Origin of the sequence: Rhizobium sp. J15, assembly GCF_002531825.1 — a bacterium.
GTDB lineage: Bacteria > Pseudomonadota > Alphaproteobacteria > Rhizobiales > Rhizobiaceae > Rhizobium.
In genome coordinates, this window is record NZ_NWSX01000036.1 from 1 (window position 1) to 11,838 (window position 11,838).

Annotated in this window: 14 protein-coding genes and 1 pseudogene; 5 read left to right on the plus strand and 10 right to left on the minus strand. The window is 63.3% G+C overall.

Annotated features, from left to right (window positions below):
• Positions 1 to 32 precede the first annotated feature (32 nt).
• From CO670_RS24175 to CO670_RS24205, 7 genes are all read right to left on the minus strand, one after another.
• Positions 33 to 1,067: an L-idonate 5-dehydrogenase gene (locus CO670_RS24175; protein WP_097592549.1), complete on the minus strand. Its 1,035-nt coding sequence runs from the start codon at positions 1,065 to 1,067 to the stop codon at positions 33 to 35.
• Between the two features lie 9 nt (positions 1,068 to 1,076).
• Complete coding sequence (locus CO670_RS24180; RefSeq protein ID WP_097592550.1) at positions 1,077 to 2,483, minus strand: TRAP transporter large permease; 1,407 nt, start codon at positions 2,481 to 2,483, stop codon at positions 1,077 to 1,079.
• A gap of 4 nt (positions 2,484 to 2,487) precedes the next feature.
• Positions 2,488 to 3,060 carry a TRAP transporter small permease gene (locus CO670_RS24185; protein WP_097592551.1) on the minus strand — a complete coding sequence of 191 codons (573 nt, stop codon included), beginning with the start codon at positions 3,058 to 3,060 and terminating at the stop codon, positions 2,488 to 2,490.
• Positions 3,061 to 3,316: 256 nt separating this feature from the next.
• Positions 3,317 to 4,291 (minus strand): sialic acid TRAP transporter substrate-binding protein SiaP, encoded by a 975-nt coding sequence (locus CO670_RS24190; protein ID WP_097592552.1) that lies wholly within the window; start codon positions 4,289 to 4,291, stop codon positions 3,317 to 3,319.
• Between the two features lie 24 nt (positions 4,292 to 4,315).
• Positions 4,316 to 5,074 carry a FadR/GntR family transcriptional regulator gene (locus CO670_RS24195; protein WP_097592553.1) on the minus strand — a complete coding sequence of 253 codons (759 nt, stop codon included), beginning with the start codon at positions 5,072 to 5,074 and terminating at the stop codon, positions 4,316 to 4,318.
• A gap of 109 nt (positions 5,075 to 5,183) precedes the next feature.
• Positions 5,184 to 6,257, minus strand: a complete 1,074-nt coding sequence (locus tag CO670_RS24200) for an Ldh family oxidoreductase (protein WP_097592554.1) — start codon at positions 6,255 to 6,257, stop codon at positions 5,184 to 5,186.
• 112 nt (positions 6,258 to 6,369) lie between these two features.
• On the minus strand, positions 6,370 to 7,098 hold the full coding sequence (locus CO670_RS24205; protein ID WP_097592555.1) for a Crp/Fnr family transcriptional regulator: 729 nt from the start codon (positions 7,096 to 7,098) through the stop codon (positions 6,370 to 6,372).
• A 230-nt stretch (positions 7,099 to 7,328) separates the two neighbouring features.
• Between CO670_RS24205 and CO670_RS24210 the strand changes: the two are divergent.
• Together CO670_RS24210 and CO670_RS24215 are read left to right on the plus strand one after the other, a co-directional pair.
• Positions 7,329 to 8,702 (plus strand): annotated as a pseudogene (locus CO670_RS24210) (PAS domain S-box protein).
• A 248-nt stretch (positions 8,703 to 8,950) separates the two neighbouring features.
• Entirely contained in the window at positions 8,951 to 9,691 is a 741-nt protein-coding gene (locus CO670_RS24215; protein ID WP_097592556.1) for a Crp/Fnr family transcriptional regulator, read from the plus strand.
• Here the strand turns inward: CO670_RS24215 and CO670_RS24220 are convergent.
• From CO670_RS24220 to CO670_RS24230, 3 genes are all read right to left on the minus strand, one after another.
• Positions 9,675 to 9,914 (minus strand): hypothetical protein, encoded by a 240-nt coding sequence (locus CO670_RS24220; RefSeq protein ID WP_097592624.1) that lies wholly within the window; start codon positions 9,912 to 9,914, stop codon positions 9,675 to 9,677. The two genes, CO670_RS24215 and CO670_RS24220, sit on opposite strands and share 17 nt — an antisense overlap.
• A gap of 96 nt (positions 9,915 to 10,010) precedes the next feature.
• Positions 10,011 to 10,310, minus strand: a complete 300-nt coding sequence (locus tag CO670_RS24225; protein WP_097592557.1) for a hypothetical protein — start codon at positions 10,308 to 10,310, stop codon at positions 10,011 to 10,013.
• Complete coding sequence (locus tag CO670_RS24230; protein WP_097592558.1) at positions 10,303 to 10,602, minus strand: hypothetical protein; 300 nt, start codon at positions 10,600 to 10,602, stop codon at positions 10,303 to 10,305. Before CO670_RS24230 ends, CO670_RS24225 begins: the two co-directional genes overlap by 8 nt.
• 273 nt (positions 10,603 to 10,875) lie before the next feature.
• Between CO670_RS24230 and CO670_RS24235 the strand changes: the two genes are divergently transcribed.
• The 3 genes from CO670_RS24235 (at position 10,876) to CO670_RS24245 (ending at position 11,830) form a co-directional block, all read left to right on the plus strand.
• Positions 10,876 to 11,247, plus strand: coding sequence for a hypothetical protein (locus tag CO670_RS24235; protein WP_097592559.1), 372 nt, complete (start codon positions 10,876 to 10,878; stop codon positions 11,245 to 11,247).
• A gap of 101 nt (positions 11,248 to 11,348) precedes the next feature.
• Positions 11,349 to 11,651, plus strand: a complete 303-nt coding sequence (locus CO670_RS24240; RefSeq protein WP_097592562.1) for a hypothetical protein — start codon at positions 11,349 to 11,351, stop codon at positions 11,649 to 11,651.
• Positions 11,648 to 11,830 carry a hypothetical protein gene (locus tag CO670_RS24245; protein ID WP_097592564.1) on the plus strand — a complete coding sequence of 61 codons (183 nt, stop codon included), beginning with the start codon at positions 11,648 to 11,650 and terminating at the stop codon, positions 11,828 to 11,830. Before CO670_RS24240 ends, CO670_RS24245 begins: the two co-directional genes overlap by 4 nt.
• Positions 11,831 to 11,838: the final 8 nt, after the last annotated feature.

An 11,838-nucleotide genomic window follows, 5' to 3' on the forward strand; every position in this document is an offset into this window, starting at 1 on the left:
GGAATCCCAAATCGTTAAATCGTCACCGCGCCCTAAAACGTAAGCTGTACTTTACAGGCGGCCGTGCGGTCGCCCGCAAGCGTGAAGGCGGCGTTCGCCTCTTCCAGCGGCAGGCTGTGGCTGATGATCGGCCGGACGTCGATCTCGCGGCTGGAGATCAGCTCGACGGCGGCGGCGAATTCCTCGTGGAAGCGCTGCGTGCCGTGGATATGAAGCTCCTTGCCGACGATGGCGTTGAGCGGGACCGGGATCTCGCCGGTGACGCCGACCTGGACGATCGTGCCGCGCGGCCGGATGGCGGCAATGGCGCTGCGGATGGCGGGTGCGGCGGCCGAGCATTCGAAGACGAGATCGAAATAGCCTTTGCCCGCCTCGAATTGCGCAAGGGCCGCCGCATCCCTGGACACATTGATCGTGCGGCTGGCGCCCATCGCCTTTGCCCGCTCCAGCGCCGCATCGGCAAGATCGGTCACGACGATCTCGGCCGCGCCGTGATGGCGGGCAGCGGCAACCATCAGGCAGCCGATCGGGCCGGCGCCGGTGACGAGCACGCGTTTGCCCGATATCTCGCCGGCGCGCGAAGCCGCATGCAGGCAGACGGAGAGCGGCTCGCTGCAGGCCGCTTCCGCCGGTGTCGTCGCGGCACCCACTTCGAAGCACTGTTTGGCCGGCACCACCAGCCATTCCCGGAACATGCCCTGCTCATGCGGCAGGCGCATCGCGCTGCCCATGAATCGCATGTCGAGGCAATGGATTGGCAGCCCCTTCGCGCAATATTCGCATTGGCCGCAGGGCTGGCTCGGATTGACCGCGACCAGCGCGCCGGCTTTGAGATCGACCCCCTCGCCCGCCTGGCTCACCCTTCCCGAGGCCTCGTGGCCCGGTATGATCGGCTCGCGGACTCTCACCGGCCCGAAGCCGCCATCCTGGTAATAATGCAGGTCGGAGCCGCAGATGCCTGCGGCCGCCATTTTCAGAAGCACCTCGCCCGGACCGGGCGTCGGAACGCTGTCGGTTTCGAGCCTGAGATCGCCCTTCTGGTAAAGCCGTGCCAGACGCGTCTGCATCCTGCCCTCCTATCTCAGTAGCCCGAGCTGCTGCGGCAGCCAGAGCGATACGGCAGGGACGAAGGTGATCAGGATCAGCGCGATGAAGAGCGGCACCAGCCAGGGCAGGATCGCCATGGTGGTGCGTTCGACCGAGAGTTTCGCCACCCTGGACAGGACGAAGAGCACCATGCCGAGCGGCGGGTGCAGCAGGCCGATCATCAGGTTCAGCGTCATGATCAGGCCGAACTGCACCGGATCGATGCCGAACCTTGCGACGATCGGCAGAAGGATCGGCACGAGGATGGTGATTGCCGCGATCGTATCCAGGAAGCAGCCGACGAAGAGCATCAGCAGGTTCACCAGGATCAGGAACACCCACTTATTGTCGGTGATCGACAGGATCGCATCGGAGAGCAGCTGCGCGGCCTGGCTCACCGTCAGCAGCCAGGCGAAGACGGAAGCCGCCGTGACGATGAAGAGAACGGAGGCCGTCGTCTCGATCGTATCGAAGCTTGCCTTGGCAAGCGTCGAGAGCGTCATCGTGCGGTAGCGCACCAGGCCGAGGAACAGCGACCAGAGCACGGCGGCGACCGCAGCCTCGGTCGGCGTGAACCAGCCCATCGTCATGCCGCCGATCAGGATGACCGGCGTCATCAGCGCCATGACGGCGGAAAAGCCGAAATACCAATCGGCTGCCAGCAGTGCGAGAAGGGCGATGCCGGCAGCAGCGTTCATCGACAGGCCTGCCCGCATCATCAGATAGATCGCCACGGGCACCAGCAGGACCACGACGATTTCCAAGCCCGCCGACAGCAGCTGCCTGATATCGAAGGGCGCGTCGGAGCCCCAGCGCTTCTTGTAGGCGAAGGCGGCGACGGTGACCATCATCAAGAGCGTCATCACGACGCCGGGCAGGATGCCGGCCATGAAGAGCGCGCCGATCGAGACATTGGCCATCATGCCGTAGATCACGAAAGGCAGCGATGGCGGGAAGATCGGCCCGAGCGTGGCCGACGCCGCCGTGACGCCGACGGCGGCCTCGACGGGATAGCCGTGATCCTTCATCGCCTTGATCTCGATCGTGCCGATGCCGGCCGCATCGGCAAGCGCCGTGCCGGACATGCCGGAGAAGATGACCGAGCCGATGATGTTGACCTGCGCCAGCCCGCCCTTCATCCAGCCGACGAGCGCGACGGCGAAGGAATAGATGCGGCCGGTAACGCCGGCGGAGTTCATCAGGTTGCCGGCCAGGATGAAGAAGGGCACGGCGAGCAGCGGAAAGCTTTCGACGCCGGCGATCATGCGCTGGGCGACGATGATGTCGGGCGCCACGCCGTAAAGCACGATATAGAGCACGGAGGCGACGGCCATCGAAATGGCGACGGGCACGCCGACCAGCATCAGCAGCAGAAACGAACCAAGCAGCAGCAGCATCGGATCAACCCTCGACGGTCTGGAATTCTTCGGGCCGCTCCAGCACGGAGTAGCCGCGGCGCATATTGGCGATGAAGACGATGACCGCGCGGATCAGCATCAGCACGAAGGCAGCAAGGACGGAGTAGAAGACGATGTTGCGCGGCAGCTCGACGGTGACCATCTGCTCGTCGGCGACGACCTCGACGTAACGCCACATCAGATAGCAGCCATAGGCGAAGAAGCCGATGCGGACGATATCGACGAAGGTCGCGAGCACGCGCGCCAGCCCTGCCGGCATATAGTGATAGAACACGTCCACCTGAATATGCCGCGACATGCGCACGCACATGGCGGAGCCGAGAAAGACGACGCCGATCAGGCAGTTGATCGCAATCTCCTCGGTCCAGGCGTAGCTGTCGTTCAGCACATAGCGGGTGAAGAACTGCAGGAAAACGCAGCCGGTCATCAGCCAGAAGACGATCAGCGTGATCCAGTCCTCGATGCCGTAGTCTGCGACATTGGCGGTCGGCGCGTGCCCTTCGAATTCGTGGCCGATTTCCTCGGCCGTGATCGGCGTGTGAATTTCTTGCGACATGATCGGCCTTGTTCCTGTTGGGGAAGGAGGGCGCGGCGTAGCCGGCGCGACCTTTGGTCTGTTGACGAGCCTCGCTCCTTGCTGGGCGGCGCGGCCCCTCATCCGGCTGCCGCCACCTTCTCCCCGCTCGCGGGGAGAAGGGACGTGCCACACCGGCTTGCCTGAATTTCAACGCTGCGTTTGGCACGTCCCCTCTCCCCGCGAGCGGGGAGAGGGTTAGGGTGAGGGGCAGTCGCCGGTGCGAACCGAACGGACTTTACTGGATCGCCCGGATCGCTTCCCAGTCGGCCTTCTCGTAGCCGAAGTCTTCGAACTTGACCTTTTCCATCACGTTCTTTTCGAAGTCTGATTTGTCGACTTCGGTGACGTTGATGCCCTTCTCCTTAAAGGTGGCGACGAGGCTGTTTTCCTTGCCGGCGATCGTCTTGGTGGTGCGCTCGGCGGCCTGCTGCATCACTTCGCCGAAGATCTTCTTGTCCTCGTCGGAGAGCTTCGCCCACAGCTGCTTGGAGACAACCGTGTTCAGATGATCGACGATATGGCCGGTGAGAATGATGTTCTTCTGAACTTCGAAGAACTTCTTCGCCTCGATCGTCGTCAGCGGGTTTTCCTGTGCCTCGACCGTGCCGTTCTGCAAGGCGAGATAGACTTCGGCGAAGGCGATCGGCGTCGTGTTGGCGCCGCAGGCACGCGGCATGGCGAGATAGGCCGGCACATCAGGCACGCGGATCTTCAGGCCCTGCATGTCGGCGCATTTGGCGATCGGCTTGTTCGAGGTCGTGTGGCGCGTGCCGTAATAGCTGACGGCGGCGATGTGGTTGCCGGTCTTGTCCTCGTAGCCCTTGGCGAGGCGCTGGAAGACGTCGCTCTTGGTATAGGCGATCAGGTGATCCGGGCTGCGGAAGATATAGGGGAAGTAGGTAACGCCGATCGGCTTGTAGTCGCGTGCCGCAAAGCTCGATCCCGAGATGATGATGTCGACCGTGCCGAGCTTGAGGCCCTGGTTGATATCGGCTTCCTTGCCGAGCTGCGAGGCCGGATAGACCTCGATCTTGTAGCGCCCGTCGGTGCGCTTGGCGATCTCTTCGGCGGCCCAGACGGAATCCGTGTGGAAGGGCTCCGAGGTTTCGTAGACATGCGCCCATTTCAATACCGTCTGGGCGTGCGCGACCGCTGTCGTCGCCATGATCGCGGCTGCGGTGCAAAGTATCGTTGCCAGTCTCGTCTTCATTGCTTGCTCCTCCCGAGCTCGGGTTTAAGTCTTGTTGGCTCCTCTCGCGGCCGCCTTGTCGCGGCCGCGCTCCTCCTCTCCCGAAAACTCCTCCCCGAAGCTCTCGGAAAATCTCTTCTGCGATAAAGTCAGATGGGCGCGCATCGCAGCCTTCGCGCCCGCCGCATCGCCTGATGCGATCGCATCGCGGATGGCGCGGTGCTCGTCCACGGCGCTGCGCCATGTCGTCGGCCCCTCGAAATGGCTGGCGAGCTTTTCGAAATAAGGGGTCATGCGCATGTCGAACATCTCGCCGGTCACGCGGATCAGCGTCGCATTGCCGACGATGGCGGCAATGCCGGTATGAAAGGCGCGGTCGGCGGCGAGCACCGTGCCCGCATCGTTGACGCCGCCGCTCATGCGCATCAGCGCCTCGTCGAGCACGGCGATATCTTCAGGCCTGGCGCGGCCGGCCGCTTCCTCGGCGATGGCGCATTCGATGATGGCGCGCGCCTGCAGCAGTTCGAAAGGTCCCTCCACCGGCTCGCTTTCGCTCGCCGCCATGCTGACGGCGTGCCGGCGTACCACGTAGATGCCCGAGCCCATGCGAATGTTGACGAGCCCTTCGACCTCGAGAACGATCAGCGCCTCGCGCACCGTCGGGCGCGATACGGACAATTGCTCGGCGAGCTCGCGCTCGGCCGGCAGCTTCTGGCCGACGACAAGCTCGCCGACTGATATCATCGAACGGATCTGATCCGCGACCTGCCTGTAGAGGCGGCGCGATTCCACAGGCGAAAACATCCTGGCCTCCCCGACGGCTTCTCCTCAAGCACGCAGCTGGTCAATTGGCCTGACCACTTGACCCATGGATATCACCGCACGGCTTGTGCGTCAATGCGCCGCATAAAACTCAGGCAGGCGTGTTCACGCCATAGGTGGAGCCGAGCGCCCTGAAGGCGCCGACCGTCGCCGGGTCGAGTTCCACGCCGTCTCTCTCGCGCTGCGCGGCGACGGCCCATTCCCGGTCGCCGGGCGCCATCACTTTGAAGCTCTCGCGCGCCGGGGAATTGCGCAAGGTATCGAGGTAGCGCCTCATCGCCGCGTCGAAGGTGTCGATATCGACAAAGGCGCCGGGCTTCAGCGCGATGACGAAAGCGCCGAGGCCGCGCGGCGTCGAGAAATCGGGGCCCGGCATCGGCGCGATGTCGAAGCTCAGCCGCATGCCTGTCAGTACCGCGCTCAGGATTTCCGAAATGCCGGCAAGCCCCGCGCCCTTGAAGCCGAATTCGCCGCCGAGCGGCGCCAGCATGTCGGCCACATCGGGATCCCTGGTGTCGTAGCCCCGCGCGTCGGAGGCGACGCCGGCCGGCAGCTCCCGGCCGAGGCTTCGATAGAGCTGCACGCGGTTATAGGGCACCGCACTCGTCGCCATGTCGAAGAGCCACGGGTCCTGCCCCTTGACCGGCACGGCGCAGGCGATCGGATTGGTGCCGTGGAAGCGCATCGCCCCGTCATGCAGCCGTACGAAGCTGTCGGAATTGCAGAAGGCAAAGCCGATGAAGCCGCGATCCGCGGCGTCGATCGCATAGGCGCCGGCGGGCCCGAAATGCGACGAGTTTCGTACCGCGACCGCGCCGATGCCGAATTCGCCGGCAAGACGCGTCGCATGCTCCATGGCCGTGTAGGTCGCGAGCGCGCCATGGGCGTTGTCGGCGTCGAGCGAGGCGATGGCGCCGAAGGCACTGGCGAGCGTGAGCCTCGGGCGCGGATTGAGCCGGCCCTCGACCAGTCCCTTCACATAATGGGAAAGCAGCCGCACGCCATGGCTGTCGATGCCGTGGCGGGTGCCGTGCATCATCGCCCGTGTCGCGGCCTCCGCGGTCGGCCGGTCGGCGCCCGCCGCAATCAGGATCTGCCTGCAGAAATCCTCGATCGCCGCAAGCGGGATCGAGAGGCTGGAGGATGGGGTGCTGTCGGTCGCCATGTTGCCTGGTCCATTTCCGGTGACGATTTCAGAAGTAGTAGCCAAGGGCCTGCCGCGCGTAAACGCCGACGCGACGATGCGTGATGACGTGTGCCGGCACTGATCCCCTTGGCTAGCGGCACATGGCCAGAGGCCGGCGGCTGGTTTGCGGCCAGTCGCGGCCGGTTATGCCGGGAACGTTGTAGGCGTCCGCCGCGAAGGCTTCGAGCGAAGCGCGATTGCGGATGATCACCAGGCCGCGGGTGGAATAGATGAGATGCTGGCCTTCGAGCACATGCAGGGCATCGGTGACGCTGGAGCGGCGCACGCCGAGCATGGTTGCCATATATTCGTGGGTGATTTCGATCTCCTGTCCTTCCAGCCGGTCGTCACACATCAGGATCCATTTCGCCAGCCGGACGTCGATCTTGTGAACGGCGTTGGAAAGCGCGGTGTTGGCGACCTGAGTGAAGAAGATGCGCAGAAAATGCGAAAGCAGCCGGCGCACGGCGGGCCGCTCGGCCAGGAAGCCCGCCAGCGCACCGGCTTCCACACGGCGTCCGTAGCCGCCGACCTGCATCATCACGTCGAACGAAAACCGTTCCGCGCCCACCGTCAGCGCCGGCGGCGACATTCCGTCCCTGCCGAGCACGCCGACCTCGGCCTTCCTGCCCTCGGGGCTCGTCGCCACCATGGAAGCAATGCCGTTTTCCAGGAAATAATAATGGCTGACCGGCATGCCCAGATGGACGAGCTCGAAATCGCGCGGAAGAGGAAGCGGTTCCAGTATGCGTTCCAGAGCCAGAAGCTCCGGATCCGCCAGCTGCGACAGGATGAGATTTTCGCTTTCGAAAGCGCGCATCGCTCTGCTCTTTGTTTGGCAAGAGCACACCGTGTCCAGCCGCCAGCGCCATAGTCCGCTCGGCCGCAGGAAAATCATGAATTGGAGACGGCCGATTGCAAGGCGCCTAGACCTAAACTCGATGGGCCGACAAAAGGTTCCGTGACGAGTTTTGTGCGTAACCGCACATCGCAGTGCAAATGCTTTAGCAAGTGCTAATGTCATTGACGGCAGTTCGAGGGCGCACTGGCATGGATCAATATCCTCTTTCAAACGAGGAAACGGAAATCTATCGGCACATCGTCGAGAGTGCTGCGGACTATGCCATTTTTGCGATGGATCGCCATGGCACCATCCTCACCTGGAGCGCCGGCGCCGCGAAACTCTTCGGCTATCCGGCCGCCGAAATCATCGGCCAGAACGGCAGCCTCCTCTTCTCGTTCGAGGATCAGCTCGCCGGCGTCCTGCTCAAGGAAATCCGGCTGGCGCTCACCGCCGGCCGGGCCGGCGACGATCGCTGGCATCTTAGAAAGGACGGCAGTTCGTTCTGGGCTTCGGGGCTGATGATGCCGCTTCGCAACAACGCGGGCGAGACCTACGGCCTGACGAAGATCGTCCGTGACCGGACGCAAAGGCTTCATCAGGACGAGGCCTTGCGCGCCAGCGAGGAGCGGCTTCAGCTCATCCTCAAAAGCGCGATCGACTATGCGATTTTCGCTTTCGACCGGGATGGGCGGATCATCAGCTGGAACACCGGAGCCTGCCGCATCTTCGGCTATGAGGAAGCCGAGATCCTCGGCCGCGACGCACGCATTCTCTTCCTTCCCGAGGACCGTGAAGAAGGCGTGCTGGAACGCGAGATGAAGTCGGCCTTCGAGCGCGGCCGGGCGGAGAACGAAAGGCTTCACCTGCGCAAGGACGGATCGACATTCTGAGGCAGCGGCCTGACCATGCCGCTGCGCGCCCAGCGTGCCGGCTATATCAAGGTGCTGCGGGACGATACCGAGCGTCATTGCGCCGAGGAGCACCAGCAGATCATGCTGCGGGAGATGAGCCATCGCGTCAAGAACAGCCTGACGCTGGTCGCGGCCATGCTCGCCATGCAGGCCCGGTCGTCCAAACAGGAGGAGGTCGGACAGGCCCTTCGAGACGCCGAGGCGAGGGTCGGAACCATTGCCGAGGTGCATGACCAGTTGTGGCGCCAGCCGCATATCGAAACGGTGGATCTAGCCGATTTCCTGTCGAGCCTCTGCCAGCGCCTGCAGCAAACGAGCTCCCGCCACACCCTGTCGGTCGACGCCGATCCCTGCGTGGTCGATGCCGACCGTGCCATCCAGATCGCGCTTCTCGTCAACGAGCTGGTGACCAATGCCTTCAAGCACGCCTTTCCCGATGCCTGCGGCGCCGTCACCGTCCGCGCCCGCAGCATCGCCGATGCGATCCGCCTCGAGGTGGCCGACGACGGACGCGGCCTGCCCGCGGACGTGCTGACCTCCGAGAACGGCGGAAAAAGTCTCGGGATGAAAGTGGTCCGCGCGCTCGTGCAGCAGCTCAAGGCCGAGTTCCATGTCGAGGACCGGCAGCCCGGCACCGGCTTCGTGATCCGCTTGCCGAGAGAGGGATGACGGCCCTTGTCTGATCGGGGTTTGCGCGGTGCATCCATTCCAGCTTTCCTGCGCCTTCGCCGCAATGAGAGCTGCCTCTCAAACATCCGCGGCATTCGTTTTTCTCCACCCATCCACCTTTTGTCAAAACCGCACAGAGCCTTTCGCGAATATGGCCATGCCTGCCGTTTTGGCGCATAAGCTGATTACTACCGTGATCACGGGGACTGTCGGTATGAGCGCGGGCTCCCTCCCGCAGGAGACGGTCAATGGTGGCACCAGGTCAGCGCGATATCCAGAACCTGCTGTTGAAAGCTCTTCCAGCCAGGGCTTTCGATATGCTCGTCGCTGATGCCGAGCTCATCGACCTGCCTGTCAAACATGTCCTGGTCGAAGCCAATCAGTCGAACGAACATGTCTGCTTCATCGAGAACGGCCTCGCATCGATGGTGGCGTCGAACAGCGAGGACGAGGCTGTCGAGGTCGGCCATATCGGCTATGAGGGCATGTCGGGAGCGCATGTCGTCCTGAAGACGGATACGACGCCCAACCGGACCTTCATTCAGGTCGCTGGCTCCGGCCTGCAGGTTTCCGTCGGAAATTTCAAACGCATGCTGGCGGAGTTTCCGGCCGCCAACGATCTGTTCCTCAACTATGTGCATTGCTGCGACATCCAGCTTGCCCAGTCGGCGCTCGCCAACGGGCGCTACAACATGCATGAGCGCCTCGCCCGCTGGCTGCTGATGTGCCATGACCGGCTTGATGGTAACGATCTGCCGCTGACCCATGAATTCCTGGCGCTGATGCTCGGCGTGCGCCGCGCGGGCGTGACGAACGAGTTGCACGTCATCGAAGGGCTGAGAGTGATCAGATCGACCCGCGCCAATGTGCGGATTCTCGACAGGGAGCGGCTGGAGGAGATCGCAGCCGGCAGCTACGGCGTTCCGGAGCGGGAATACGAGCGCCTGATCGGCCTGCCGATCCGGCGACCCTTCACTCGGAACGCCTGATCGTCTCGGTGAAGGGAACGATCAGGATGAGGGTTCCGTCTTCGTTGCAGATGTGGATTTTTCGTGCCGAAATATCCATTCCGGCAAGGACCGCCTGGCTCATGAGGGCTCTGGCATCCTGCACGGCTTCTTGCCTGGCATCCTCGATCGTCGCCAGCTCCGAACCTTCCAGATCAGAGACCGTGCCGGCCTCTGAAACGACGTTGAAGTAAAATCGTGGCATCAGCTGCCTCATCGTTGAAGAAACAATGCCATAACGTGCGGTAAGGTTCCCCCGAAAAGCCTTCTGATCCCTCTCGTTTTCCTCAGGAATATCGACTCAATGGGGCGTTTCGCCGGCGTCGGTTCCAAGGCGCGCCATCGCCGCCCGAAGGTCAAGAAGCTCCATAAGAATATTTTCCCAGTCGTCGTCATCCGCTCTGGCGATCGGGATGATCGCAGCGCCGATCATCTGCAACAGGCGGTCCAGCGCCGGGGATCGATCGAAGGCGCCGTCCGGCGCGCCTTCGCGCAGGCTCCTGATACCGTCGACGATCTCTCGCAGGGCGATCTGCCGGTCCGCGAAACCGAGGCCGGAAGAAACCACCCTGATCGACGCGCTTTGCCGGCTTCTATCCATCGTGACAGGCCGCCTGTCCTGCATTCCCGCGCGCGGCGGCGCAGAAGGCCGCATCCGAAGCGGGCGGCGGGTTCGGCAGATCGAGATGCATGTGCCGCATCAGGCCTGCGAGCCTGTGCCTGTCCCGGATGCCGCATTCGAACCAGGAGACGAGTTCCCTGGCCACATGTTCGGCCGCCGGGCTGGCGATTGGGCATGATCTTTCCCGGCACCATCCGTGAAGGACGGCGGTCAGCATCGCCAGATCATCGGGCTGCAGCGCCGGCTTGGTGATTCCCGCATGCTGGATCATTCGGGTTCCTCCCTCCCCGTTATATGCGATGATCCTAAACTTCGGGTCCTCGATTTCAACTGCTGGTGCGGAAGCGTACGGACTGCACGGTCGGCATTCGCTCCGGCCCGCCGGGAACAAGGCCGGCCTGCCGGGGTTCGGCGGTAAGGGCACAACAACGTCGCATGACAGGCTCGAATATGGTAGGCACTGTGCAGGCGCGGACCGCCTGATGCTTCGAACCGCACTGAACAGCATGATCGCCCCAGAACGAGGATTAGGATAGGCGTCCGCATGAAGTCCCTCAGCCCGGTCGCCGGCAAGACGATTCTGATTATCGGTGAGACCGGCTTCCTTTCGGAGGATGCCAGGGCAGCGTTGCGTGCGCGTCAGGCATCGCTCGCCGGTCCCGTCGTCGTCTCCAGCGCGATGGAGTGCCTGAGCGAAGGCCTGATGTTCGACGCCGTGATCATCGACATCGCGATCTCCGACGAAGCCATGCTCTGGATGAACGAATGGCTGGAGACGCGCCGGATTCCCTTCATCTTCGCCCATGACGAAGGGTCTGCAACGCCGCCCGGCGGCTTCGTCGTCAGCGGGCGTGCTTCCGATATCGACGCGATGATCGCCGCTTTGTTCGGGCGGGACCCATCCTATTATCATTAACTGTCCGGTTCCGTACAATTGGCGGCGGGGCGTTGTCTCGGCCCCATTTGAGTCCCATTATTGAAAGGCACGACAGACAGCCTCGGGACCAGGGAAGACGTATGCTCGATTCTCAGTCCATCCATCTGAAGGCGCTCGATTCAGCGGATCTGGAGCGACTGCAGGCCGTTTTGAAGGTGATCTGCCGCGAGGCCGGCAGGCCCTTGCGCGCGCCCGACATCCAGGAAATCGCGGCGCTGCTGATCCGCCTCTATCGCCATGGCGTGACCGATGAGGACAAGCTGCTGTCGGTCGGCCGCCTGGCGTCGGCGCAGAAAGCGCCCTCCCGAGTCACGGCCGGCGCCGCCGGCCGAAGAGCGAAACGGCCGGCCCGTCAGGCCAAGCTCACGAGGGGCAGCGCATGAACGACAATGAAAAGGCGCGGGCCGATGTCGAGGGAACCGACAGGAAACGCGCCGAAACAGGAAAAAACCCGCCGGCCGGTCCTCACGCCAAGGATCATCTCATAGACCAAAGCAAAACGCCGGGGGCCGGCTCGCTGCCGGAGAAGGACGAGCAGAGCGTCAACCCCGGATCGGGCTGACCTCCGCC